Below are 25,563 nucleotides of genomic sequence, written 5' to 3' on the forward strand. Positions count from 1 at the left end.
ACACGTAGGGGCCCGTTCTGTTTGCACGGCCTGTGCGGGTGGGTGGGGGCTTGTCGCGCAGTTCCCCGCGCCCCTTACGGGGCGCTGCCGCTCAGGTAGTGGTTATTCGACGGTGACCGACTTGGCGAGGTTGCGGGGCTTGTCGATGTCGCGGCCGAGGGCCAGGGCCGTGTGGTACGCGAGGAGCTGGAGCGGGATGCCCATGAGGATCGGGTCCAGCTCGTCCTCGTTCTTGGGGACCAGGATCGTGTGGTCCGCCTTCTCCTGCTCCTGGTGCGCGACGGCGACGATCCGGCCGCTGCGGGCCTTGATCTCCTCCATCGCCGCGCGGTTCTTCTCCAGCAGGTCGTCGTCCGGGACGATCGCCACGGTGGGCAGGGCCGGCTCGATCAGGGCCAGCGGGCCGTGCTTCAGCTCGGAGGCCGGGTAGGCCTCGGCGTGGATGTACGAGACCTCCTTGAGCTTCAGGGAGGCCTCGCGGGCCACCGGGTAGCCCCGGACACGGCCGATGAAGAGCATCGAGCGGGCCTCGGCGTACTCCAGGGCCAGCTTCTTGATCTGCTCCTCCTGCTCCAGGATCTCGGCGATCTGGGCGGGGAGGCGGCGCAGGCCCTCGATGATCCGCTTGCCGTCGCGCACGGAGAGGTCGCGGGTGCGGCCCAGGTGCAGGGCGAGCAGCGCGAAGGCGACCGTGGTGTTGGTGAAGCACTTGGTGGAGACGACGCAGACCTCCGGGCCGGCGTGCACGTAGACGCCGCCGTCGGCCTCGCGGGCGATCGCGGAGCCGACCACGTTGACCACGCCGAGGACGCGGGCGCCCTTGCGCTTCAGCTCCTGCACGGCGGCCAGCACGTCGTACGTCTCACCGGACTGGGAGACGGCGACGTACAGGGTGTCGGGGTCGACGACCGCGTTGCGGTAGCGGAACTCGGAGGCCGGCTCGGCGTCGGCGGGGATGCGGGCGAGCTCCTCGATCATCTGCGCGCCGATCATGCCGGCGTGGTACGAGGTGCCGCAGCCGAGGATCTTCACGCGGCGGATGCGGCGGGCCTCGCGGGCGTCCAGGTTGAGGCCGCCGAGGTGCACGGTGGAGAAGCGGTCGTCGATCCGTCCGCGCAGCACGCGGTCCACGGCCTCGGCCTGCTCGTGGATCTCCTTGTGCATGTAGGTGTCGTGGCCGCCCATGTCGTAGGAGGCGGCCTCCCACTCCACGGTGGTGGGCTCGGCGGTGGTGCGCGTGCCCTCCGTGGTGTAGGTACGGAAGTCGTCGGCCGTGAGGGTGGCCATCTCGCCGTCGTCGAGGGTGACTATCTGGCGGGTGTGGGCGACCAGCGCGGCGATGTCCGAGGCGACGAACATCTCCTTCTCGCCGATGCCGAGGACGACCGGGGAGCCGTTGCGGGCGACGACGATGCGGTCGGGGAAGTCGGCGTGCAGCACGGCGATGCCGTAGGTGCCCTCGATGAGGCGGACGGTCTCGCGGACCTTGTCCTCGAGCGACTCCGCCGTCGAGCGGGCGATGAGGTGGACGAGGACCTCGGTGTCGGTCTCGGAGAGGAACTCGACGCCGTCCGCCTCCAGCTTGCGGCGCAGGTCGGCGGCGTTGTCGATGATGCCGTTGTGGACGACGGCGACCTTGCCCTCGGCGTCCAGGTGGGGGTGGGCGTTCACGTCGGACGGGGCGCCGTGGGTGGCCCAGCGGGTGTGGGCGATACCGGTGGTGCCCTTGAAGCGCGCCGGGACCTTGGCCTCCAGGTCGCGCACCCGGCCCTTGGCCTTGACCGTCTTGAGGGTCCCGGTCTTCGGGGCGGTGACGGCGATGCCCGCCGAGTCGTAGCCGCGGTACTCCAGACGCTGCAGCCCCTCGAGCAGCAGGGGGGCGACCTCACGCCTGCCGATGTAACCGACGATTCCGCACATACAGGTATGTTCCTAGCCGTAGACGATGCGGCGCAGCTGCCGGAGCGAGAGCTCGGGCGGCGCCACCGCGCGGTATCTCAGGTCCGCCTCGATCCGTTGGAAGATCGTCGCGTTCACCAGGCCCTGGGCCTGGAGCTCGCGGTGGCGGCGACGGACGTACTCCTCGGTCGTCTCGTCGAAGTAGGCGAGCACGTCCTGGATCACCCGCAGCGCCTCGCCCCGGCTGAGGGGCGTGGACCGCGTCAGATGATCGACAAGTTCGTCGTGCACTCGATGATCCTGAGGTACCGGCGACGGTTTCGCAAGAAACGTGCCCGATTTCGGGCAGGCTCAGGCGGATGGCCGCTACATGCGCTTCAGGACGGCCTGCTTGGCGAGGGCGAACTCGTCGGCCGTGAGCACGCCGGAGCGGTGCAGCTCGCCCAGTTCCCGCAGCCGGCGCAGGAGTGCGTCGTGGTCGTCCTCGGCGCGGTCGGCCGGTGCGGGCCGGTCGCCCTCGGGGGTGCGCGGGCCGTCCAGGGCCGGGGCTGCGGGGGTGGAGGGGTGCGGCAGTCGGGCCTGCACGGCGGCGGCCACCAGGGCCATCAGCGGGTCCTTCTTGAAGCCCCACAACTCCACGGCGTTCGGGTCGTACTTGGCCGGGACCTTGGTGGGGGCGTGGCGCACGAGGAAGCGGAGGTGGCCGTTCTCCAGGCCGGCCGCCGGCTGCCACTCCACGCCCTCCAGGTCCGGCACCGCGAGAATGCGGGGGCCCGCGGCGGACTTGGCGTCCTCGGTCTTCCAGTTCCACTCCAGCCGTACGCGCTCCCCGTCGAAGCTGACGGTGCCGTCCCCGGCGGAGACGGACAGGGGCAGGGGCGGGCCGGGCAGCAGGTAGGCGGTCACCGGGCCGGACGGTATCTGCTCCAGCAGCAGGGCGGTGCGGACCTCCTCCGTGAAGTACTCGGCGACGCCGTAGCGGTCGGACTCGACGACCAGCTGGTAGGGGTCCTGGGGCTCGGTGAGGCGCCCGCCGGTCGCGTGCAGGAGCGGGTCGGCGCCGTCGCGCAGCCGCAGCCTGAGCCGGCCCGACTTCTTGCCCTGCTCCAGGGAGATGCCCGCCAACGCCTCCAGCGGTACCGCCAGTTCACCCAGCGTGCGGCGCAGCAGCCCGATGTTCTTGTCGCGGCCGGGGGTCAGGCGCAGGGTCTCGCCGTCGAACGTCCACGTGCCGTCCTTCTGGATGATTTCCGCCATGGGGGGATTGTTCCATCGGCTTCTTCCCTGGCAGGGGCGGGAGTTGCAGGAGGGGTGGCCGGGGAGGGCGGGAGCCCCCCGGAGGACCGTACTCCGGGAGGCTCGTCCGCTCGACGGGTCAGAAGGCTGCCAGGGGGTTCTTCAGGGTGCCTATGAGCTGGAGGGCGCCCGAGGGGTCCGCCAGGTCGACCATCTGCTTGTTGTTGCGCAGCTGGAGGCGGTTCAGGCAGGACAGGGCGAACTCCGGGGCGAACATGTCGTACCGCTCGAAGCGGTCGGCGAGGGCCGGCACCGACGCCTGGTACTCCCGGGTGACCTCCGCGACCGTCCGCCAGAAGCCGTCCTCGTCGAGGACGCCCTCCTCGGCGAGGTTCGCCGCGAGGAAGCGGAAGAAGCAGTCGAAGACGTCGGTGAAGATCGACAGCAGCTTGGTGTCGTCCGGGACCTCGACGCGGATCCGGGCGACCTCGGGCGGCAGCACCGCGTCCGGGTCCATCACCGCGATCTCCTCGGCGATGTCCTTGTAGATGGCACGCTTCACGGCGCCGTCCTCCAGCACCAGGATGACGTTCTCGCCGTGCGGCATGTACACCAGGTCGTAGGCGTAGAAACTGTGCAGCAGCGGGACGTAGTAGGCCCGCAGGTAGCGCCGCATCCACTCCTGCGGGGTGAGTCCTGAGCGCTCGATCAGGGCGGCGGCGAAGGACCGGCCCTCGTGGTCGACGTGGACCAGGGACGCCATGGTGGCGAGCGACTCGCCGTCCTGGAGGGACGGCACCGGGCTCTCCCGCCACAGCGCCGCCAGCATCTTGCGGTACGGCGAGTAGCGGTCGGTGGCCTGCTCGTACTCCAGGTGCCGGTAGCCCACGGCGGCCCGCTCCCGGATGATCGACAGTCCGGTGTCACGCAGCACCGGGTCGTTGTCGATCAGGCGGGCCAGCCAGTCGTTGATGGCCGGGGTGGCCTCCATGTAGGCGGCGGACAGGCCCCGCATGAAGCCCATGTTGAGGACGGACAGGGCCGTCTTCACGTAGTGCTTCTCCGGGTGCGACCGGTTGAAGAAGGTGCGGATGGACTGCTGCGCCAGGTACTCGTCGTCGCCCTCGCCCAGCAGGACCAGGTGCCGGCGGGCGACCTCGGCGGCGAAGGTGACGGACAGCTTGTTCCACCACTGCCAGGGGTGGACGGGGATCAGCAGGTAGTCGGCGGGGTCCAGGTCCTGTGCGCGCAGGACGTCGTGGAAGCCCTCGACGGTCTCCTCGCCCAGTTCCTGGCGGACGAACGACTCGTACTCGATGCCCACGCCCGCCGTGAACGCGGCCCGCGAGCGATGGGCGGCCAGCCACACCAGCCGCACCGGGTTGCCGGTCTCCGGGGCGTACCGTCGGTACTCGTGGACGCCGAAACCGAGCCGCCCGTTGTTCGCGACGAAGCAGGGGTGGCCCTCGGTCATGCCGGTCTCGATGGCCTGGAAGCCGGCGTCGACCAGCTCGGCCGAGGTGACCTCCGGCTTGGTCAGCTTGTAGCAGGTGCCGGAGAGGGTGGAGGAGATCTCCTCCAGGTACACCGGCAGGATCTCGTCGCTCAGCCCCAGGGACTTCTGCAGCTCGACGAAGAAGTCCAGCGCCGCGAGCTCCAGCTCGGCGCCGTCGCGGTGCCGGGTGATCGAGTCGGCGTCGACCTGCCAGTGGTCCAGGCCCCGTAGCCGGGCCGTGAACGTGTAGCGGGCGTGGCCGTCGTCGCTGCGGACGATGTACCGGCCGTCACCGGCCGGCTCCGGCGTGACGAGCCGCTCGTGCGCGAACTCGGCGAGCGCCTTGCGGATCAGCAGGCGGTTGGCCCGCGCCCAGCGGTGGGGGGACAGGTGCGCCACGGCGTCGGACAGGGTCATACGGACACTCCTCGGGCGGCCTCGAACTGCTCGCGCGTGCAGAAGCTCAGCAGCGCGCGCTTCTCCGGCTTGTCGATCTCACGCTCGGGCACGAAGCCCACGGCCGCGTTCAGGGCGTGCACGGCCTTGTTGCCGACGTCGGGCTCCACCACGACCCGGCGGGTGGCCGGGTCGGCGAACAGCTCCGCCATCACGGCGGTGATGACGGCGCGGGTGAAGCCGTGGACGGGGCGGTCGGTGGGGGCGACCAGGAAGTGCATGCCGACGTCGCCGGGCTCCGGCTCGTAGAGCCCGACCAGTTCGACGTACCGGGGGTCGTACTTCTCCATCAGGAAGGCGGGTTCGCCGTCGTGCAGGCCCAGGTATGCGTGGTGGTGCTCGTGGGCGGCGATCCGCATGTACTCGCGTTCGACGTCCTGGAGCCGCGCGTCCTGCATCATCCAGAACGCCGCCTTGGGGTGGGTCACCCAGCGGTGCAGCAGCTCCGCGTCCTTTAGCGGGTCGAGCGGGCGGATCGTGAACGTACCGATGGTGCTCATACGGCGAACTCCTGGAAGGCGATGGTCTTCTCGACCGGGTAGTACTCGGTGCCCAGCAGCTCGCGGATGATGGACGCGTTGCGGTAGGCGCCCATGCCCAGGTCGGGGCTGGTGATGCTGTGCGTGTGCACGCCCGCGTTCTGCAGGAACACGCCGCGCCCGGTGACGTCGATCGCGTAGTTGCGGGCGACGTCGAAGCGTCCGTGGCCGTCGAGGCGCAGCCGGTCGCGGACGGGCTCCAGGAAGGCGGGCTGCTGGTAGTGGTAGCCGGTGGCGAGCACCAGGCCCTCGGTGGCGATCTCGAAGTCCTTGCCCTGCTCGTCCTGGCGGAAGCCGAGCGTGTACGTGCCGTCCTGGTACCGGGCGGAGGTGAGCGAGGAGTTGGTGAGCAGCCGGGTGGGCACGCCGCGCCCGCCGCTCTCCACGTTCTTCTGGTACAGCAGGTCGAAGATCGCGTCGATCAGCTCCGAGTTGATGCCCTTGAACAGGCCCTTCTGCTGCTTCTCCAGGCGGTAGCGGGTGTCCTCGGGCAGCGCGCGGAAGTAGTCGATGTAGTCCGGGGACGTCATCTCCAGGGTCAGCTTGGTGTACTCCAGCGGGAAGAACCGCGGGGAGCGGGTGACCCAGTTGAGCTGGTAGCCGTGGGCGTCGATCTCGGAGAGCAGCTCGTAGTAGATCTCGGCGGCGCTCTGCCCGCTGCCCACGATCGTGACCGACTGCTTCTCCAGCAGCTCCGCCTTGCGGTGCATGTACTGCGCGTTGTGGAAGAGGTCGCCCTCCAGGCCCCGGCACGCCTCGGGCACGAACGGCACGGTGCCGGTGCCGAGCACCAGGTGCCGGGCGCGGTACGTCGTACCGGTGTCCGTGGCCACGACGTACACCTCGGCCGCCTCGTCCCACGTCACCTCGGTGACCGTGGTGCCGAAGCGGATGGAGCTGAGCTGCCCGGCGGCCCAGCGGCAGTAGTCGTCGTACTCGACGCGCAGCGGGTAAAAGTTCTCCCGGATGTAGAACGAGTACAGCCGGCCCTTCTCCTTCAGGTAGTTGAGGAAGGAGTAGGGGGACGTCGGGTCGGCGAGGGTGACCAGGTCCGACATGAACGGCGTCTGCAGATGGGCGCCGTCGAGGAACATCCCGGCGTGCCACTCGAAGTCGGGCTTGGACTCCAGGAAGACACCGGCGAGTTCGGCGATGGGCTCGGTGAGGCAGGCCAGCCCCAGGTTGAACGGGCCCAGCCCGATGCCCACGAAGTCGTAGGCCGGTTCCGTGGTGTCAGCAAGCGCGGTCAAGGGACTCTCCCAGGTACTGCTCGGCGTGGCCGGCGATCAGGTCGAGGACGGCCGCGATGTCGGCCGTCGTGGTCTCGGGATTGAGCAGGGTGAACTTCAGGTAGTGGCGCCCGGCCACCTTGGTGCCCGCGACCACCGCGTCACCGGACGCGAACAGCGCCTTGCGGGCGCGGAGGTTGGCCCGGTCGATCTCGGCGGGGTCGGTGACGGCGGCCGGGACGTAGCGGAAGACCAGGGTGGACAGGCTGGGCTCGACGACCACGTCGAAGCGGGGGTCGGCGGCCAGCAGCTTCCAGCCCTCGGCGGCGAGGTCGCACACCTCGTCGAAGAGCTCGCCGATGCCGTCGGCGCCCATCACGCGCAGCGTCATCCACAGCTTGAGCGCGTCGAAGCGGCGGGTGGTCTGGAGGGACTTGTCGACCTGGTTGGGGATGCGCTCGGTCACCATGCGGCGCGGGTTGAGGTACTCCGCGTGGTAGGTGGCGTGCCGCAGCGTGGCCCCGTCCCGCACCAGCACGGCAGACGAACTGACCGGCTGGAAGAAGGACTTGTGGTAGTCGACGGTGACGGAGTCCGCGCGTTCGATGCCGTCGATGCGGTGCCGGTACTTGCGGGAGGCGAGCAGTCCGCAGCCGTAGGCGGCGTCCACGTGCATCCAGGCGCCGTACTGCTCGCACAGTCCGGCGATCTCCGGCAGCGGGTCGATGGAGCCGAAATCGGTGGTGCCGGCGGTGGCGACGACCGCCATCGGGGTCAGCCCGGCCTCCGCGCAGCGCTCCAGCTCGCGGGCGAGGGCGACGGTCCGCATCCGCTTGTCGTGGTCGACGGGGACCACCACCACGGCGTCGGGGCCGAGGCCGAGCAGCTTCGCCGACTTCTGCACGCTGAAGTGGCTGACCTCGGAGGCGAAGACGCGCAGCTTCGCCAGGTCCTGGGCCTTGGCCTCCTCCCGGGCCAGCAGCAACGCCTGGAGGTTGGACTGGGTGCCGCCGGAGGTGAACACGCCGTCGGCGGCGGGGCCGAGACCGATGCGGGCGGCCGTCCAGTCGACGAGTTTCCGCTCGATCAGGGTGCCGCCGGCCGACTGGTCCCAGGTGTCCAGGGAGGAGTTGACGGCGGAGAGCACGGCCTCGCCGAGCACGGCCGGGATGACGACCGGGCAGTTGAGGTGGGCGAGGTAGCGGGGGTGGTGGAAGTAGACCGCGTCCCGGAGGTAAACGTCCTCCAGTTCGTCCAGCACCGCGGTGCTGTCGCCGAGCGGTTGGTCGAGGTCGATCGCGTCGATGCGCGGGGCGAGGTCGTCGACCGTGACGCCGGTGAACGGCCGGTCGGTGGTGGCGAGTTTGGCGGCCACCCGCTCGACTCCTTCGGTCACGGAGCGTCGGTAGTGCTCCGTGGTGGTGTCGTTGAGCAGGTGAGAGCGCATGTGGGGGTCCTCCGGTGGGGACGGTCCGGTGCGGGGAGAGGTCCGGTGCGGTTCAACTTAGGTTAGCCTAACCAAACTTTTCCGGGGGTAATCCCGCTTCCGCCGTGACCGTCGTCACGTCGCGACGGGATGCGACGGAACCTCAACTCCGTTGTCGCTCACGCCTGTTCGCGGAGCTGTTCCTCCGTCAGACCACGCCGCCAGTAGCCCACGAACGTCACCCGCCGGCGGTCGACACCACGCTCACGGACGAAGTGCCGGCGCAGCTGCTTGACCTGGCCGGACTCCCCGGCGATCCACGCGTAGGCGCGCTCGGGGGAGGGGAGGGCGGTCTCCCGGACGGCGTCCAGGGCCAGCGGGGCCTCGGGGGCCGTCGCGCCCTCCCGGACGAACCAGGTGACCTCCGCGTCCGCCGCGGTCGGCAGCTCCTGGACGTCCCCGGCGTGCGGCACCTCCAGCCAGACCCGGGCGGGGGTGCCGGCGGGGAGGGCGTCCAGGATCGCGGCGGCCGCGGGCAGGGCCGTCTCGTCCGCCCACAGCAGCACCGTCGAGGCGTCCTCGGGCGGACGGAAGCGGATCGCCCGGTTGTCGGCGAGCGCGGGGCCGAGCAGCAGCACCCGGTCGCCCACGGAGGCGCGGGCGGCCCAGCGGGACGCGGGACCGGCCGCCGCGGACGCGCCCGCGTCCGCGGTGACGCCGTGCAGCACGAAGTCGACGTCGATCTCGACGGTGTGCCCCAGGGCGTCCGCGCGCAGCGCCCGCAGCGTGTACGAGCGCATCACCGCCCGCACGTCGTCGGGCAGTTCGCGCCAGCCCTGCCACCAGTTGTCCCCCAGCTCCAGCGGCACGACCGGCTCGTCCTGCCCCGGGTGGGGCAGGAACAGCGACAGGGACTGGTCACGTCCGTCGGAGCGGAAGTCGCGCAGCTCCGGCCCGGTGAAGGTGACCCGGACGAGCGACGGGCCGAGCCGCCGCGTCCCGGCGACCTGGAGGGCGAAGAAACGGAACGGGGCGGCCACGGCAGTCGTCACGAGGAGCTCCTGCGAGTCGGGGGCGGCTGGGACCTTACGGGGAGGGCGTCAGCTGACCTTCTTGGCCTTCTCGATGGCCTCGGCGAGCGCCTCCACCGGCGCCACGCACTTGTCGTAGGACAGGATCGGCTCGGTGGACCGGGCGATGACCTGGCCGGCCTTGACGGCGGGCAGCTGCTTCCAGGTCGCCTCGGTGATGTCGGCGGGCTGGATGGCCGAGCTGCGGTCGTCCATCAGGATCACGTCGGCCTTGTGCTTGTCGACGTTCTCCCAGCTGAGGCTCTCGAACCAGCCGCCGGTGGGCTTCTTGGCCTCTTCGGTGGGCTCCACGAAGTTCACGCCGAGGGCCTTGAAGTACTCCAGGTCGATGGAGAGGTTGGTGCCCGAGACGTAGAACAGCTCCGGGCTCGCCGAGCCGACCAGCACCTTGATCTCGGGCTTGGCCTTGGCGGCCTTGCGCAGCCGCTCGGAGGCGGCCTCGAAACGCTTCTTGGCCTCCGTGATCCTGGCGTCCTTCATGTCGGCGCCGAGCGACTCGGCCAGCTCCCACATCCGCTGCAGCGGGCCGGTCAGCTGACGGTCGAAGACGGAGATGCCGACGCTGGGCGCGAGCTTGGCGATCTTGTCCTTGGACGCCTCGGGGACGTACCAGAGGGTGCCGGCGTCGTCGAACATCGTGGAGATGAGCACGTCGGGCGCGAGGGCCGCGTACTTCTCGACGTTGAACTGGTCCCAGACGTTGCCCAGGACCGTCACCTTGCTGACGTCCATGTCGCCGGCCTGGACGTCCGCCTTGCCGTCCTTGGTCGTGGTCGGGCCGAAGACGCCCTTGACCTCGATGCCGTAGTCGTACAGCGCGGCGGCCACGCCGGTGAACGCGACGATGTTCGCGGGCGTCTTGTCGAGCTTCACGGTGGTGCCGCGGTCGTCCTTGAAGGACCACGGGCCGGACTTGGTGTCGCCGGAGCCCTTCGTGTCCGCGCCGCCGTCCTTCTTGTCGTCCCCGCAGGCGGTGAGGACGGCGCCGAGCCCGAGGGCACCACCGGCGGCGAGCAGTCCGCGACGGGAGAAGCGGGCGGTTGTGGCGTTCGACATGGAAGGGTCTGCTTTCGTGCGTACGGGACCGATGTACAAACAGCGTTAGGTTAGCCTAACCAAACGATCTGTCCAGAGGGCGTCCGGTGTTCTTCCCCGGGAAACGCCGGCCGAGCACCGTGATTCGGGTCACCCGGCAGCACGGCGACGGCCCGCGTCGTTGTGGACGCGGGCCCCCTCTGCCGGTCCCGAGGTCAGCCCGTCAGGCCCAACTCCCGCGCGATCAGCATCCGCTGGACCTCGCTGGTGCCCTCGCCGATCTCCAGGATCTTCGAGTCGCGCCACATGCGGGCCACCGGGTACTCGTTCATGAAGCCGTAACCGCCGTGGATCTGCGTGGCGTCACGGGCGTTGTCCACGGCCACCGTGGAGGAGTACAGCTTCGCCAGCGCCGCCTCCTTCTTGAAGGGCTCGCCCGCGACCAGCCGGCTCGCCGCGTCCCGCCACGCCAGGCGCGCCGTGTGCGCCTTCATCTCCATGTCCGCGATCTTGAACTGGATCGCCTGGTTGGAGCCGATCGGACGCCCGAACGCGTGCCGTTCCTTCGCGTACTTCACCGACTCGTCCACACAGCCCTGCGCGAGTCCCGTGCCGAGCGCGGCGATGGCGATGCGGCCCTCGTCGAGGATGCGCAGGAACTGCGCGTAGCCACGGCCCGCTTCGCCCAGCAGGTTCGCCGCCGGGACGCGGACGTCCTGGAACGACAGCTCGCGGGTGTCCGAGGCGTTCCAGCCGACCTTCGAGTACGGGGCGGCCACCGTGAAGCCGGGAGTGCCGGACGGCACGATGATGGCCGAGATCAGGGGCTTGCCGTCGGGCTTGCGGCCGGTGACCGCGGTGACCGTGACCAGGCCGGTGATGTCCGTGCCGGAGTTGGTGATGAAGCACTTGGAGCCGTTGATGACCCATTCGTCCGTCGACTCGTCCAGCCGGGCCGTCGTCCGGGTCGCGCCCGCGTCGCTGCCGCCGTCCGGCTCGGTCAGGCCGAACGCGCCGAGGATCTCGCCCGAGCACAGCCGGGGCAGCCACTCACGCTTCTGCTCCTCGGTGCCGAACAGGTGCAGTGGCATGGCGCCCAGCGAGACGCCCGCCTCCAGGGTGATGGCCACCGAGGAGTCCACCCGGGCGAGTTCCTCCAGGGCCACGCCGAGCGCGAAGTAGTCGCCGCCCATGCCGCCGTACTCCTCCGGGAACGGCAGGCCGAACAGGCCCATGCGGCCCATCTCCCGCACGATCTCGTACGGGAACTCGTGCCGCTCGTAGAAGTCGCCGATCTTCGGCGCCACCACGTCGTGCGCGAACTCCTCGACCGTGCGGCGGAGTTCTTCGAGCTCGGGGGAGAGCTTGTGGTCCATGTCGTCACTGCTCCTGGTGGGAGAGGGCTCGTACGGTGCGGGACGGGCTGGGTCGGCCCAGGTGGGCGGCCATCCAGACGCTTGTGGCGACCAGACGGCCGAGGTCGACGCCGGTGTCGATGCCGAGGCCCCGCAGCATCCACACCAGGTCCTCGGTGGCGAGATTGCCGGTGGCGGACTTCGCGTAGGGGCAGCCGCCCAGTCCGCCGGCGGAGGCGTCCACCGTGGTGACGCCCTGCTGGAGGGCGGCCAGCGTGTTGGACAGGGCCTGCCCGTAGGTGTCGTGGAAGTGCACGCCCAGCGCGGGGACGGGCACGCCCGCCTCCCTGAGCGCGCCGATCAGGGCGGTCACATGACCCGGGGTCGCCACCCCGATCGTGTCGCCGAGGCTCAGCTCGTCGCAGCCCATGTCGAGCAGAGCCCGGCACACCCGCACCACCTGGGGGACCGGGACCGCGCCCTCCCAGGGGTCGCCGAAGCACATGGAGAGGTAGCCGCGGACGTGGACGCCCTGCTCCTTCGCGCGGGCCACCACCGGCTCGAACATGGCCAGTGCCTCGTCCACCGTGCGGTTGAGGTTGGCCTTGGCGAAGGACTCCGTGGCGCTGGCGAACACCGCCACCCGGCGGGCGCCCAGCGCCAGCGCGCGGTCCAGGCCGCGCTCGTTGGGCACCAGCACCGGCAGCTCGACCGGCAGGTCGGACACCGCCGGGTACAGGTCCTCGGCGTCCGCGAGCTGCGGCACCCACTTGGGGTGCACGAAGCTCGTCGCCTCGATCGTGCTCAGACCGGTGCCCGCCAGCCGGCAGACGAACTCCGCCTTCACGGCCGTCGGGACGGTCGCCTTCTCGTTCTGCAGGCCGTCACGGGCGCCGACCTCGTGGATCCGCACCCGCGCGGGCAGCCCCTCGGCCGGTACGGCCATCGGCAGGGCCAACTCGCTCGCGTTCATGCCGTCTCCCCTTCCGTGGACTCACCGGCGTCCGCGGGCGCGATCACCGCGAGGACCTGGTCCATGGCGACCGTCGTGCCCGGGGACACGTCCAGCTCCGTGACCGTGCCGGCGTGCGGGGCGGAGATGACGTGCTCCATCTTCATCGCCTCCACCACCAGCAGGCTCTGGCCCGCGTCCACCTCGTCGCCGACGGCGACCTTCACCACCGTCACCGTGCCCGGCATCGGCGCGGTCAGCGAGTCGGCGCCCGCCTGGCCCGCCCGGGTGAGGGACGCGGCCACCGGGTCGTGGTCGCGGACCTGCCAGGCGTCGCCGTCCCGGCCCAGCCAGGTGCCGTCCGGCAGGGCGGCGAAGGTGTGCGCGACACCGTCCAGGGCGCAGGTGAACCGGTGCCCGTCGAGCGGCCCTGCGGACGCCCGCACCGGGGTGTCCGCGCCGGGCAGCAGCAGCTCCGTGCCGCCGTCGGCGGTGGGGCGCACCCGCACGGTCACCGGGTCGTGGCCCGCCACCCGCAGGTGGTGCGCGGTCCACACCCGGCCACCGCCCATCCGCCAGCCGTCGGCGGCGTCGAACGGGTCGCTCCAGCCGGGGCCCGCGGCGGGCGCCAGGCCGGCCTGGCGGAGCAGGGCCGCCGCCGCGTACACCTCGGCCGGCACCCCGTCCGTGACCAGCGCGTCCACCTCGCGCTCGACCAGCCCGGTGTCCAGCTCGCCGGACACCACCGCCGGATGCGCCAGCAGCCGCCGCAGGAAGCCCGCGTTGGTCTGCACGCCCAGCGTCACCGTCCCCGCGAGCGCGGCCCGCAGCTTGCGCAGGGCGGTCGCCCGGTCGGGGCCGTACGCGATGACCTTGGAGAGCATCGGGTCGTAGAGGCTGCCGACCTCCGTGCCCTCGCTCAGTCCGGAGTCGGTGCGCACGCCGTCGCCCTGCGGCTCACGCAGCCGCAGCACCGTGCCGCCGGAGGGCAGGAAGCCCCGCGCGGGGTCCTCGGCGCACAGCCGCGCCTCGACCGCGTGCCCGGTGAGGCGGACGTCGTCCTGCCCGAACGCCAGCGGTTCGCCCGCCGCGACCCGCAGCTGCCACTCCACCAGGTCGAGCCCCGTGACGAGTTCGGTCACCGGGTGCTCCACCTGGAGCCGGGTGTTCATCTCCATGAAGTAGTACTGGGACGGGTCGCCGCCCGGCACGATGAACTCCACCGTGCCCGCGCCCCGGTAGCCGCAGGAGCGGGCCGCCTGCACGGCCGCCTCGCCCATCGCGGCCCGCGTCTTCTCGTCGAGGAGCACACTGGGCGCCTCCTCGATGATCTTCTGGTGCCGACGCTGGAGGGAGCACTCGCGCTCACCCAGGTGCACCACGTTGCCGTGGCCGTCGGCCAGCACCTGGATCTCGATGTGCCGGGGCCGGTCGATCCACCGCTCCACCAGCAGCGTGTCGTCGCCGAAGGAGGCGCGGGCCTCACGCCGGGCGGCGGCGATCTCGTCCGCCAGCCGCGTCTCGTCCCGCACCAGGCGCATGCCCTTGCCGCCGCCGCCCGCCGACGGCTTCAGCAGCACCGGCATGCCGATCTCCCGGGCCGCGTCGACGAGCTGCGCGTCCGTCAGCCCGCTGCCGCTGGAGCCGGGCACCACCGGCACCCCGGCCGCCTGAACCGTCTCCTTCGCGCGGATCTTGTCGCCCATCAGCGCGATCGCGTCCGCCGGGGGTCCGATGAACGCGAGTCCCGCCGCCTCGCAGGCACGCGCGAACTCCGCGTTCTCGGCGAGGAAGCCGTACCCCGGGTGCACCGCCCGCGCGCCGGTGCGGGCGGCCGCCTCCAGCAGCCGCTCCACCGACAGGTAGCTCTCCGCGGCCGGCGCCGGCCCGATCCGCACCGCCGTGTCGGCCTCCCGGACGTGCCGGGCGCCCGCGTCCGCGTCGGAGTACACCGCCACCGAGCGCACGCCCATCGACCGCAGGGTGCGCACGACACGGACGGCGATCTCGCCCCGGTTCGCCACCACTACCGTGTCGAACATCTGGTCAGTCATCGTCAGGGGTCCCCTCACATCCGGAAGACGCCGAACTGGGGGTCACCCAGGGGCGCGTTGGCGCACGCGGTCAGGGCCAGTCCCAGCACCTGCCGGGTCTCCATCGGGTCGATCACGCCGTCGTCCCACAGCCGGGCCGTGGCGTAGTAGGCGTTCCCCTGCTGCTCGTACCGGTCGCGGATCGGGGCCTTGAAGGCGTCCTCGTCCGCCGCGGGCCACTCCTCGCCGCGCGCCTCGAGCTGGTCCCGCTTGACGGTCGCGAGCACCGAGGCGGCCTGCTCGCCGCCCATCACCGAGATCTTGGCGTTCGGCCACATCCACAGGAAGCGGGGCGAGTACGCCCGCCCGCACATCGAGTAGTTGCCCGCGCCGTAGGAGCCGCCGACCACGACGGTCAGCTTCGGCACGCGGGTGCAGGCGACGGCCGTGACCATCTTGGCGCCGTGCTTGGCGATGCCGCCCGCCTCGTAGTCCTTGCCGACCATGAAGCCCGAAATGTTCTGCAGGAACAGCAGCGGGATGCCGCGCTGGTCGCACAGCTCGATGAAGTGGGCGCCCTTCTGGGCAGACTCGGAGAACAGGATGCCGTTGTTGGCGACGATCCCCACCGGGTGGCCGTGGATGTGCGCGAAGCCGGTGACCAGGGTCTGCCCGAACTCCGCCTTGAACTCGGCGAACCGGGAGCCGTCGGTGATCCGGGCGATGATCTCGCGGACGTCGTAGGGCGTGCGGGAGTCCACCGGCACCGCGCCGTACAGCCCGGCCGGGTCCACCTTGGGCTCGGCGACCGGCTCCACCCGCCAGGGCAGCTCGCCGCGTCCGGGGAGCGTGGAGACGATCTGACGCACGATCCTCAGCGCGTGCGCGTCGTCCTCGGCGAGGTGGTCGGTCACCCCGGACACCCGCGAGTGCACCTCGCCGCCGCCCAGCTCCTCCGCCGTGACCACCTCACCGGTGGCCGCCTTCACCAGCGGCGGACCGCCGAGGAAGATCGTGCCCTGGCCCCGCACGATCACCGCCTCGTCGCTCATCGCCGGGACGTACGCGCCGCCGGCCGTGCAGGAGCCGAGCACCGCCGCGATCTGCGGGATGCCGGCGCCGGACATGCGGGCCTGGTTGTAGAAGATGCGGCCGAAGTGGTCCCGGTCCGGGAAGACCTCGTCCTGCATCGGCAGGAAGGCCCCGCCGGAGTCCACCAGGTAGACGCAGGGCAGCCGGTTGTCCAGGGCCACCTCCTGCGCGCGCAGGTGCTTCTTCACGGTCATCGGGTAGTACGTGCCGCCCTTGACGGTGGCGTCGTTGGCGACGACCACGCACTCGCGGCCCGCGACCCGGCCGATCCCGGCGATCACGCCGGCCGCCGGCGCCTGCCCGTCGTACAGCCCGTCGGCGGCCAGCGGGGCCAGCTCCAGGAAGGGTGAGCCGGGGTCGAGGAGGGTGTCCACCCGGTCGCGCGGGAGCAGCTTCCCGCGCGCCGTGTGGCGGGCGCGCGCCCGCTCGCCGCCGCCGAGCGCCGCCGCGGCCAGCTTGCCGCGCAGCTCCTCGACGAGGGCGCGGTGCGCCTCCTCGTTGGCCCGAAAGGCCTCCGACGCGGGATCAACCGCGCTGTGAAGCTCCGGTGCCTCATGCATCCTGCGGGTCCCCTCACGTGTTAATGAGCGTTAACGCATTTCCTTCAGGTTAACGACCGCTAACCTCCCTGTCTAGAATCGTTCTCATGGCCACCAGAACCGACGCCCCCACCCGCCGTGAGCAGATCCTCAAGGAGGCCGCCCGGCTCTTCGCCGAGCGCGGCTTCCACGGCGTCGGGGTCGACGAGATAGGCGCCGCGGTCGGCATCAGCGGCCCCGGTCTCTACCGGCACTTCGCGGGCAAGGACGCGATGCTCGCGGAGCTGCTGGTCGGGATCAGCGAGTCGCTGCTGACCGGCGCGAAGCGGCGACTCGACGAGGCGGACGGGGCGGCCCCCGAGGCGGTCCTCGACTCGCTGATCGAGGGGCACATCGACTTCGCGCTCGACGACCGCCCGCTCATCACCCTGCACGACCGTGAGCTGGACCGCCTCCGGGACGCCGACCGCAAGCTGGTGCGCCAGCTCCAGCGGCAGTACGTCGAGCTGTGGGTGGGCGTGGTGCGCCGTCTCTACCCGGACCTCGCCGAGCCCGCCGCCCGCTCGGCGGTCCACTCGGTCTTCGGCCTCCTCAACTCCACCCCGCACCTCACCCGCCCGGGCTCCCTGCCGGACCGCGCCGGCACGGCGGAGCTGCTGCACCGGATGGCGCGGGGGGCGTTCGCGGCGGCGGCGGGCGCCTGAGCCACGACGGGGCCGCCTCCAAGGGCTCGCGGAGTGACGAGCGTTACGGGCCGCCCGGTCTGGACGCCTGTGGATACTCGCCGGTACCTTGTTCTGAGCAAGCGCTTAGCCATGCGGGCCGCAGTCATCGGCTGAGGAACCCCGCCGGCGAGCAACCAGGGACGCGAGAGCGGCGCCGGTTCAGGCGCACGGATTGGGGTGGCGGACAGTGCGCCGTACGGTTTTCAACGAGGATCACGAGGCGTTCCGGGAGACCATCCGCGCCTTCATCGAGGCCGAGGTCGTCCCCGTCTACGACGAGTGGTTCGCGGCGGGCCAGGCGCCCCGCGACTTCTACTACAAGCTCGGTGAGCTGGGCATCTTCGGCATCAGCGTGCCGGAGGAGTTCGGCGGCGCGGGCATGGACACCCACAAGTTCGAGGCCGTCCTCTACGAGGAGACCGCCCGCGCGGGCGTCCAGTTCGGCGGCTCCGGCGTGCACGTGCTGCTCGCCCTGCCCTACCTCAAGATGCTGGCGACGGACGAGCAGAAGAAGCGCTTCCTGCCGAAGTTCGTCACCGGCGAGGAGATGTGGGCCATCGCGATGACCGAGCCGGGCACCGGCTCCGACCTCGCGGGCATGAAGACCACCGCCAAGCTGAGCGAGGACGGCACCCACTACGTCCTCAACGGCGCCAAGACCTTCATCACCGGCGGTGTGCACGCCGACAAGGTGATCGTCTGCGCCCGCACCGCGGCCCCGACGGCCGAGGACCGCCGCCACGGCATCTCCCTGTTCGCCGTCGACACCAAGTCCGAGGGCTACTCGGTCGGCCGCAAGCTCGACAAGCTCGGCCTGAAGACCTCCGACACCGCCGAGCTGGCGTTCGTCGACGTCAAGGTCCCCGTCGAGGACCTCCTCGGCGAGGAGAACAAGGGCTTCTACTACCTCGGCCACAACCTGGCCTCCGAGCGCTGGGGCATCGCCTTCGGCGCCTACGCGCAGGCCAAGGCCGCCGTCCGGTTCGCCAAGCAGTACGTGCAGGAGCGCACCGTCTTCGGCAAGCCGGTCGCCCACTTCCAGAACACCAAGTTCGAGCTGGCCGCCTGCCAGGCCGAGGTGGACGCCGCCGAGGCCGTCGCCGACCGCGCCACCGAGGCCCTGGACGCCGGCGAACTCACCCCCGCCGAGGCCGCCAGCGCCAAGCTGTTCTGCACCGAGGTCGCGCACCGCGTCATCGACCGCTGCCTCCAGCTGCACGGCGGCTACGGCTACATGAACGAGTACCCGATCGCCCGCCTGTACGCGGACAACCGGGTCAACCGCATCTACGGCGGCACCAGCGAGATCATGAAGTCGATCATCGCCAAGGACATGGGTCTGTAAGGACCCGGAAATCCCTGCCGTATACAACTGATTCCATGAGTCAGGCACTTCAGGAGCTCCTCGATCTGCTCGACCTCGAGCAGATCGAGGAGAACATCTTCCGCGGCCGGTCCCGTGCCTCCGCCGTCCCCCGCGTCTTCGGCGGCCAGGTGGCGGCGCAGGCGCTGGTCGCCGCGGGGCGCACCGTCCCGGCCGACCGGCCCCCGCACTCGCTGCACGCGTACTTCCTGCGCATCGGCGACCCGGGTGCCCCGATCGTCTACACCGTCGACCGGATCCGCGACGGCCGCTCCTTCACCACCCGGCGGGTGGTGGCCGTCCAGCACGGCAAGCCGGTCTTCCACCTCTCCGCGTCCTTCCAGACGCACGAGGAGGGGCTGGACCACCAGGAGCCGATGCCGCCGTCCCCGGACCCGGAGACGCTGCCCACATCCGAGGAGCGGCTGCGGAGCTACCCGCACCTTTCGTCGGAGGTCGTGCACCGCTACCTCGGGGCCCGGGCGGCCGTCGACATGCGCTACGTCGACGACCCGCCCTACGGCCGCTTCGGCGAGCCGCGCGACCCGCACTCGCAGGTCTGGTTCCGCACCAACGGCAAGGTCGAGGGCGACGACCCCCTGCTGCACGTCGTCCTGGCCACGTACGTCTCCGACATGACGCTGCTGGACTCGATCCTGCTCGCCCACGGGCGCGGCGGCTGGGCCGTCGGCGACGTGGTCGGCGCGTCCCTGGACCACGCGATGTGGTTCCACCGTCCGTTCCGCGCGGACGAGTGGCTGCTGTACGACCAGCAGTCCCCGTCGGCCCACGGCGGCCGGGGACTCGGCCAGGGCCGCATCTACACGCAGGACGGCCGCCTCGCGGTGTCCGTCATCCAGGAGGGCGTGGTCCGCGTCCCGCGCGAGGACTGACCGGCCCGACGGCGGAAATCCCGGTGACCTCACCGGAGCGGCGGCCTACGCTGCCCCGGTGGGCAAACAACAGCACCGCATACTGCGCACACTCGTCGTGGACGGCACGGCCTGGCACTGGACCCTCCGTCAGCGGGTGCTGCCCGCCTACGAGGACTGCCGGATGTCGCTGTCCTTCTTCACCGAGGGGTACTGCGCCGGGACCGGACGCAGGCTGACTCTGATGTTCGCCACGGGACCGCTGCGGATCGTGTCCGACACGACGTACTTCGAGGCCGGAACGGTGGTACGGCTCCCCGACCGCGAGTGGCTCAACCTGCACGAGCCCGGCACGGCCCGGCGCCTGCTGGACGCGGCGGCGCCCGCCCTGGCCCGGCGCCTGCTGGACGCGGCGGCGCCCGCCCTGGCCCGGCAGCCGGCCGTCCGGGACGTCGAGGTGGACGGCCGGCCGTACTTCGACCGGGTGGTGGACGACCGTCCGGCGGCCGGGGCTCAGGCCAGCCCCGCCTCCGCCAGCAGGTAGGCCGTCATCGGGTCGTAGTGGCGGGGGCTGGTCACGTGGTCGTCGAGCGGGACCGTCACCTGCACGGTGCCCTCGGCCTCGGCGAGGAACAGCGCCGGGTCGTTGCAGTCGGCGTACCCGACGGAGTCCACGCCGTACTGGCCGGCGGCGCCCGCCCAGCCGTGGTCGGCGACGACGAGGTCCGGGAGCGGGCGGCCCTCCCGCTCCAGCGCGGTCAGGATCGTCTTCATGGGCGAGCCCGAGTGGGTGTGCCACAGCGTCGCGCCGTGTTCCAGCACCGCGATGTCCGCGAACTGCATCACGTAGCCCTCTTCGGTGGTCAGCCCGTCCGGGATCACCACGATCTCGCAGCCCGCCGCCCGCAGCGCGGCGGCCGTCGCCCGGTGCACGTCCAGCAGGCCGCCCGGATGGCCGGTGGCCAGCAGCACCCGCTGCCGGCCCTCCGCCGCCTTGCGCAGCCGCCCGGCCAGCCGCTCCAGCCCGTCGACGGTCAGCTCCGGGTCGATGGTGTCCTGCCCGTACCGGTACTCCGGGTCGTCGTTGACGCCGACCCGCTCGGCCATCACCGCGAGCACGTCCTGCTCGTCGGTCCAGCGCTCGCCGAGCTCCAGGCCGAGCCAGTAGTGACGGTCGCCGTTCGCCAGCTTCCGGTAGTGGGAGAGGTTGTTCTCGCGCGGGGTGGCGACCTCGCCCGCGATGCGGGTGGCGACCAGGTGTTCGACGAGTTCTGCGCGGCTGGGGGTCCCGGATATCGGCATGCCCCCATTGTGAGGCAGCGAACAGGGGGCGTCCCTGGCGTATCGCGCGCTGGGACGTGCGTCACGTACTCAGCCGACTCCGTACGGCTCCTCACACCGCGCCCGCCGACGGTGGCCGGCGCCCGCGGCCCTAACCCTGACCACGTACTTGCCCGGACACCGCCCGCCTCCAGCGCCCGGTGGGCCGCCGCCGTCTCCTCAAGGGAGGAGAAGACCGCGGTCCCCGCGGTGCGAGCGGTTGTGGTCCTCTTTCCAGTCCAGGGAACTCGGTCTGACCGGGTGCGTGGCGGTGCGGAATGACCAGGCCGGTGCCCCGGCCGCTGATCGACTCGAAGGCATGCGCGTCTATAGTCGGCCCATGAATCAAACAAACGACCCATTGTGGCCATTCGCATCCGCATACGCCACCCTGCTCGAGAAGCTGGGCGCTGTCACCACGGGACATTCCCGGCGAGGCCCGGAGGGGTCTGTGCTGGCGATATCCGGGGCGCCTATCGCCTCGCTGAACGCCGTCGTCAGTCCCAGCCTCGTGCCGAACCCGGATGAGATAGCGTCGTTGGCTGCCTCTGAAAGCCCGTGGGAACTACCCTGGAGTATCCACGTCCGCGGGGTTCCAGGACCACGCATCACCGAGGTGGCAGCAAGCTACGGACTGACCGAATTCCATCCGCAGCCCCTCATGGTAAGGCGCCCCGACCAGGGCCTGCCGCCGGAGCCGGCAATCGACGGCCTGCGCGTACGAGCTGTATCGGTCGACGAGTTCGATCTGTACGCCAGGACTGTCGCGGAGGGCTTTGAGGCGCCGCACGAGGCGTTTCGAGTCCTCACCGAACCGTCTCTGGACAAGATCGACGGGTTGAAACTCTACCTGGCGGAACTGGACGGCGTACCGGTAGGGACGGGTATGACGGCCATCTCCGGTGATCTGAACGGCATTTTCAACATCACCACGCTTCCGCCCTACCGGAGGCGCGGCTACGGCAAGGTCGTCACCATGGAGATGGTTCGTGCAGGCTTTGCCGCCGGCGCCCCCACTGCATACCTTTACGCGAGCCCGATGGGTGAGCCTGTGTATCAGTCGGCCGGCTTTCACACCGAAGAGAACCTGACGGTGATCACTGCTCCTTCCTAGGCAAGCGGCGCGTGACACATCGCCCCGCAGGCAGCGACGGTGCACGACAACGAGGTCGTCACCGTCCCCACCTCACCACACGGTGTCAGCACGCCGGAAGGACGCGACGACTCCACAGTGTGGTCGGGCCAGCTCATCCGCTGAGTGCGACGCAGGCGGTCCTCCAGGCGGAGCCGCCACGGCCGGCCGCGCCGGACGTCACCGCCACGACGGCGCACCAACGCGACCAGTCTGCGGAACCGCGACTCGTTCCGACGTGAGAACGGCTCGATCCACACGGGATCGATCGCCGAGATCACCCCACGTGTGCCGTCACCAACGCGGAGCCGAACTGGCAGCTACGGGACAGCATTGAGGTCCGGCGCAGCGCGAACCTCCTGCTCCTGGAGATCGTCTTCAAAGGTCAGATCCAGAGCAGGGTCGAGGCGATGCCGACGGCCGCTTGGTAGGACTGGCGGGTCTTGTCATAGCGGGTGGCCCGCGCCACTGCTTGAGACGGTTGAAGCAGCGCTCAACGACGTTGCGACGGCGGTAGATGCACCGGTCGAAGCCGGGCGGGCGTCCGCCGCGTGTGCTGCGGTTCAGCAGGCCCAGGATCTGGTCGGCGCGTTCAGAGATTGTGTGCGGGATGCCGCGTCGTCGCAGGCAGGCGCGGATCCTTCGAGAGCTGTAGCCCTTGTCGGCGACCACTCGGTCGGGCCGGGTGCGTGAACGCCCGGGCCCGGGCCCCGGGCACGCTGATCGATTCCATCACCGGCTCGAGGCGGGTGCAGTCGTTGGCGTTGCCGCCCGATAAGACGAAGCCGAGAGGGCGGCCGCGCCCGTCGCAGGGCAGGTGAACTTCCGTGCTCAGTCCACCACGGGATCGACCAAGGGTGTGATCACCGATCGTCCCTGTCGACCGCCCCCATTTTTCCGCCGGCGGCATGCTGGTGGGCCCGAACGACGGTGGAGTCGACGGACACCAGCCAGTCGATGTCCCCGGCCGCGTCCTCTTCCGCCTGGACGGCCCGCAGCATGCGCGAAAACGTCCCGTCCAACGCCCACCTGCGAAAGCGCGTGTACAAGGTCTGCCAGGAGCCATAACGCTCCGGCACATCACGCCAGGCTGATCCGGTCCGCAGCTTTCACACGATGCCGTTCCGTACCCGCCGGTTGTCCGAACGGGGCCGCCCCGCTGTCGCCGAACTCGGCAGCAACCGCGACAACACAGCGCACTCGGCATCCGACAGCTCATGACTACGCACCATGACCAGAATGATCTCTCATCGCCTGATCATCTGTGAAGACGATCTCCAGGTGTTCTGTCCCGGGAGGTCGTGGACGGGTGAGCCCGGTCCCGGCCGAGGGATCTTGAACTGGTGAGGGCCTTCCGGTTCGGTGTGGATTGCGACGTCTACACCTGGCAGGGCAAGCACCATCGGCGAGGATCAGCAGCATGATGACGGCGCCCTGCGCCGCAAGCACGCGCTCTGTGAGTCAGGCTTCCCTGGCGGCTTGTTCCAGTTCGTCGCGGAGGATCGCTGCGAGCTCTGCCGGGCGTGCCAGGAAGGGCGAGTGACTACCGGGCAGGGAGAGCACTGTGTCCGCGGCTCGTTCGGCGAGGTTCTTGAAGAAGGGCGCCATGACCTCGTCTTCCGCGTAGATGGCGGTGATGGGGACCTCGGTGCGCCAGACCGCCTGCGTCACAGTCTCGGTACAGGACGCCACGGAGGTCGGACCCAGCGTCGCGGCTGCAGCTGCGGCATCCTCCTCGGACATGTCGGCGTAGAAGATCTCCCGGGGGGAGGTCATGTCGTACCAACCGCCTTCCATCTCCGGCATCCACTCCGTGGGCTTGCCGCCGATGACGGACAGGAGGGACTCGCCCACATCGAGGAGCCATCCGCAGATGGAGACCACCCGGCGGAGATTGGCCGCGCCCGGCAGTCCCTGCGTCACGGGAACCGCACCATACGAGTGCGGGGCCACGACACACGGTCGGCCGATGGCGTCCACCGCGGCGCGAACTACCTCTGCGTCGTCGTAGAGGCCGCCGAGCTGGTCGGGCGGAACAGGGGCGCTGGAGGGCAGCTGCACCGTCCTGACATCGATGCCGGGCAGCTCATTGATCAACTTCCCCCACATCTCTTTGCGGTGCCAGGCGCCGTGTACAAGGAGCAGCGTGGGCAGATCCGACTTGCGCATGTTCGTCCCTACGAAGTAATTGGATGGGCGTTCGTCCAAGGCGAACCTTAGACGAACATCCGTCCAGGAAGCCACCTGGTGCTCTGGACGGCGCCCCCGTAGACGCCGGAGCGGCGATCGAGTGGCACGTGCTCCAGCCTCGGGCTTTCACGAGGTGGGTTGTCTGGATGCTTGATCAAATGAGCGGAGAGTGGCCGGTTCCGGCGAGCTGGTCGCCGCGCTGCTGCGGCCCGGCAACGCGGGCTCCAACACCGCGAGCGATCACACCGAAGCAGCCCAACTCGCCAGGGCTCAACGCCCCAAGCACCTGCGGCGGGGGCGGAAGACGCTGATCCGCACCGACTTCACCGGCGGGACCCATGCCTTCCTCGACTGACCCTCCCGCCGGGGCCGATGGCTGTCGTATTCCGTCAAAAGGGCCATCGCCGACACCATCCACGAGGCCGTCCTGAAGATCCCGAAGAAGGCATGGGCACCGGCCTACGGCGCCGGCGGCACCGAGCGGCCCGGCGCCCGGGTCGCAGAGATCACCGACATGCCTGACCTCTCTTCCTTGAAGCTTCCCTTGATCGTGGACACCTGGAGACTGGGATCTTGAGGTTCCAGTGGAAGTAGCACCAGGTGGGAAGCAAGTATGCGAAGCGGTACACCGAGGAGTTCAAGCGGGACGCGATCGCGCTCGCCGGCTCCCCGGGCAAGACCAGCCCACGTGCTTCCGTACCTCGCAAGCACATAGCCCCCGTCAGTGAACCGACGAGGACTCATGAACGATCGAGGCTAGAATGAACGGTCGATCGTCCAAGAGGAGCTGATCATGTCTGTTGAGGCGACACGGACTCCCACCCGCCGTACGCGGAGCAATGGGGAGCGGAGCCGACGCGCCGTGCTGGCCGCAGCACCCGCGGAAGCGACCGTGCACGGCCTCCAAGGCCTTACCATCGGAATGCTGGCCGACAAGGTAGGCATGAGCAAGTCGTCACTGCACGCACTCTTCGGATCCAAAGAAGAGCTGGAACTGGCCATCATCGAACAGGCTCACCTGGTCTACGACAAACAGATCGTCCAGCCCGCTCTCCAGGAATCCGATCCCCTCAAAAAGCTCCTCGCTCTGTGCGAGAACTGGCTCTCCTTCGTCGAACGGGACATCTTCCCGGGCGGCTGCTTCTTCGCCGCTGTGAACGCGGAGTACGACACCCGCCCAGGAGCCGTCCGCAATCAGCTCGTGCTCCTCCACAGCCGCTGGACCGAATTGGTCAGCGCCGCCGTCGTGGAATCGCAGGAAGCCGGCAGGCTGTCTGGCAAGCAGTCACCGCAGGAACTCACATTCCAGATACTCGCTATCCTCGGCCAGGCGAACGACATGTACCTGCTGTATCAGGACGCGAGCCGCATCGAGATGGGCCGCACCATCGTGAGACGCCTCCTGGGCGTCGACGTGCACGCCGGGTGACGAAAGGTTCATGAAAGTTCCCCTTCGCACTCGTCCGCCGGGCGGCGGGACATTCTCGGGCTGTGGGCCGGAGAGGGCGCCAAGCGCTGGATGCACATCCTCACCGAGATCAAGATCCGCGGTGGAACGACGTCCTGAATTCCTGACTCAGAAGA

General features: G+C 70.1%; 21 protein-coding genes and 3 pseudogenes. 7 read left to right on the forward strand and 17 right to left on the reverse strand.

Translation table 11 applies throughout. The annotated features are described in order from the left end of the window. Positions 1-102 precede the first annotated feature (102 nt). From glmS to ACIF8S_RS04555, 13 genes are all read right to left on the reverse strand, one after another. Positions 103-1,920: a glutamine--fructose-6-phosphate transaminase (isomerizing) gene (gene glmS / locus ACIF8S_RS04495; RefSeq protein WP_399997257.1), complete on the reverse strand. Its 1,818-nt coding sequence runs from the start codon at positions 1,918-1,920 to the stop codon at positions 103-105. 12 nt (positions 1,921-1,932) lie between these two features. After that, on the reverse strand, positions 1,933-2,190 hold the full coding sequence (locus ACIF8S_RS04500) for a hypothetical protein (RefSeq protein ID WP_006131553.1): 258 nt from the start codon (positions 2,188-2,190) through the stop codon (positions 1,933-1,935). Positions 2,191-2,265: 75 nt separating this feature from the next. Then, complete coding sequence (locus tag ACIF8S_RS04505; RefSeq protein WP_399997258.1) at positions 2,266-3,156, reverse strand: DUF4429 domain-containing protein; 891 nt, start codon at positions 3,154-3,156, stop codon at positions 2,266-2,268. A 118-nt stretch (positions 3,157-3,274) separates the two neighbouring features. Next, positions 3,275-5,047: an IucA/IucC family protein gene (locus ACIF8S_RS04510; RefSeq protein ID WP_399997259.1), complete on the reverse strand. Its 1,773-nt coding sequence runs from the start codon at positions 5,045-5,047 to the stop codon at positions 3,275-3,277. Then, positions 5,044-5,586, reverse strand: a complete 543-nt coding sequence (locus ACIF8S_RS04515) for a GNAT family N-acetyltransferase (protein WP_399997261.1) — start codon at positions 5,584-5,586, stop codon at positions 5,044-5,046. The genes ACIF8S_RS04510 and ACIF8S_RS04515 overlap by 4 nt, the downstream gene beginning before the upstream one ends. Continuing rightward, the gene (locus ACIF8S_RS04520; RefSeq protein ID WP_399997262.1) at positions 5,583-6,875 is read right to left on the reverse strand and encodes a lysine N(6)-hydroxylase/L-ornithine N(5)-oxygenase family protein; all 1,293 of its coding nucleotides are present in this window, start codon (positions 6,873-6,875) and stop codon (positions 5,583-5,585) included. The genes ACIF8S_RS04515 and ACIF8S_RS04520 overlap by 4 nt, the downstream gene beginning before the upstream one ends. Continuing rightward, positions 6,859-8,301 carry a lysine decarboxylase DesA gene (gene desA, locus ACIF8S_RS04525; protein ID WP_399997264.1) on the reverse strand — a complete coding sequence of 481 codons (1,443 nt, stop codon included), beginning with the start codon at positions 8,299-8,301 and terminating at the stop codon, positions 6,859-6,861. Before desA ends, ACIF8S_RS04520 begins: the two co-directional genes overlap by 17 nt. A 158-nt stretch (positions 8,302-8,459) precedes the next feature. Beyond that, the gene (locus ACIF8S_RS04530; RefSeq protein ID WP_399997265.1) at positions 8,460-9,332 is read right to left on the reverse strand and encodes a siderophore-interacting protein; all 873 of its coding nucleotides are present in this window, start codon (positions 9,330-9,332) and stop codon (positions 8,460-8,462) included. Positions 9,333-9,380: 48 nt separating this feature from the next. Further along, a complete protein-coding gene (locus ACIF8S_RS04535; protein WP_399997267.1) occupies positions 9,381-10,427 on the reverse strand; it encodes an ABC transporter substrate-binding protein in 1,047 nt (348 codons plus the stop codon). A 194-nt stretch (positions 10,428-10,621) separates the two neighbouring features. Continuing rightward, entirely contained in the window at positions 10,622-11,782 is a 1,161-nt protein-coding gene (locus ACIF8S_RS04540) for an acyl-CoA dehydrogenase family protein (RefSeq protein ID WP_399997268.1), read from the reverse strand. Positions 11,783-11,786: 4 nt separating this feature from the next. After that, complete coding sequence (locus ACIF8S_RS04545; protein WP_399997269.1) at positions 11,787-12,734, reverse strand: hydroxymethylglutaryl-CoA lyase; 948 nt, start codon at positions 12,732-12,734, stop codon at positions 11,787-11,789. Continuing rightward, a complete protein-coding gene (locus ACIF8S_RS04550; protein WP_399997794.1) occupies positions 12,731-14,755 on the reverse strand; it encodes an acetyl/propionyl/methylcrotonyl-CoA carboxylase subunit alpha in 2,025 nt (674 codons plus the stop codon). Before ACIF8S_RS04550 ends, ACIF8S_RS04545 begins: the two co-directional genes overlap by 4 nt. A gap of 26 nt (positions 14,756-14,781) precedes the next feature. Further along, on the reverse strand, positions 14,782-16,398 hold the full coding sequence (locus tag ACIF8S_RS04555; RefSeq protein ID WP_399997270.1) for a carboxyl transferase domain-containing protein: 1,617 nt from the start codon (positions 16,396-16,398) through the stop codon (positions 14,782-14,784). Between the two features lie 86 nt (positions 16,399-16,484). Here ACIF8S_RS04555 and ACIF8S_RS04560 point away from each other — a divergent pair, with 86 nt between their 5' ends. The 4 genes from ACIF8S_RS04560 to ACIF8S_RS04575 all read left to right on the forward strand — a co-directional run bounded on the left by ACIF8S_RS04560 (position 16,485) and on the right by ACIF8S_RS04575 (position 19,881). Next, positions 16,485-17,081, forward strand: coding sequence for a TetR/AcrR family transcriptional regulator (locus ACIF8S_RS04560; RefSeq protein ID WP_399997271.1), 597 nt, complete (start codon positions 16,485-16,487; stop codon positions 17,079-17,081). Between the two features lie 208 nt (positions 17,082-17,289). Next, the gene (locus ACIF8S_RS04565; RefSeq protein ID WP_149548386.1) at positions 17,290-18,447 is read left to right on the forward strand and encodes an acyl-CoA dehydrogenase family protein; all 1,158 of its coding nucleotides are present in this window, start codon (positions 17,290-17,292) and stop codon (positions 18,445-18,447) included. 35 nt (positions 18,448-18,482) lie between these two features. Then, positions 18,483-19,358 carry an acyl-CoA thioesterase II gene (gene tesB / locus ACIF8S_RS04570; protein WP_399997272.1) on the forward strand — a complete coding sequence of 292 codons (876 nt, stop codon included), beginning with the start codon at positions 18,483-18,485 and terminating at the stop codon, positions 19,356-19,358. A gap of 58 nt (positions 19,359-19,416) precedes the next feature. Then, entirely contained in the window at positions 19,417-19,881 is a 465-nt protein-coding gene (locus ACIF8S_RS04575; RefSeq protein WP_399997273.1) for a hypothetical protein, read from the forward strand. Here ACIF8S_RS04575 and ACIF8S_RS04580 read toward each other — a convergent pair. Continuing rightward, a complete protein-coding gene (locus ACIF8S_RS04580) occupies positions 19,851-20,639 on the reverse strand; it encodes a phosphatase (protein WP_024885504.1) in 789 nt (262 codons plus the stop codon). The two genes, ACIF8S_RS04575 and ACIF8S_RS04580, sit on opposite strands and share 31 nt — an antisense overlap. Positions 20,640-20,997: 358 nt before the next feature. Here ACIF8S_RS04580 and ACIF8S_RS04585 point away from each other — a divergent pair, with 358 nt between their 5' ends. Continuing rightward, positions 20,998-21,771 (forward strand): GNAT family N-acetyltransferase, encoded by a 774-nt coding sequence (locus ACIF8S_RS04585; protein WP_399997274.1) that lies wholly within the window; start codon positions 20,998-21,000, stop codon positions 21,769-21,771. A gap of 152 nt (positions 21,772-21,923) precedes the next feature. Here ACIF8S_RS04585 and ACIF8S_RS04590 read toward each other — a convergent pair. From ACIF8S_RS04590 to ACIF8S_RS04600, 3 genes and pseudogenes are all read right to left on the reverse strand, one after another. Further along, positions 21,924-22,109 (reverse strand): annotated as a pseudogene (locus ACIF8S_RS04590) (hypothetical protein); the annotation flags it as partial. Positions 22,110-22,174: 65 nt separating this feature from the next. Then, positions 22,175-23,021 (reverse strand): annotated as a pseudogene (locus ACIF8S_RS04595) (IS5 family transposase). Positions 23,022-23,250: 229 nt separating this feature from the next. Then, positions 23,251-23,958, reverse strand: a complete 708-nt coding sequence (locus tag ACIF8S_RS04600; protein ID WP_399997276.1) for an alpha/beta hydrolase — start codon at positions 23,956-23,958, stop codon at positions 23,251-23,253. 196 nt (positions 23,959-24,154) lie between these two features. On the opposite strand from ACIF8S_RS04600, the pseudogene ACIF8S_RS04605 reads away from it, so the two are divergent. Continuing rightward, positions 24,155-24,490, forward strand: a pseudogene (locus tag ACIF8S_RS04605) (IS1380 family transposase); the annotation flags it as partial. 282 nt (positions 24,491-24,772) lie between these two features. After that, positions 24,773-25,408, forward strand: coding sequence for a TetR/AcrR family transcriptional regulator (locus tag ACIF8S_RS04610; protein ID WP_399997277.1), 636 nt, complete (start codon positions 24,773-24,775; stop codon positions 25,406-25,408). Positions 25,409-25,563: the final 155 nt, after the last annotated feature.

This window comes from Streptomyces sp. NPDC085937, from assembly GCF_044540535.1.
Taxonomy (GTDB): Bacteria; Actinomycetota; Actinomycetes; order Streptomycetales; family Streptomycetaceae; genus Streptomyces.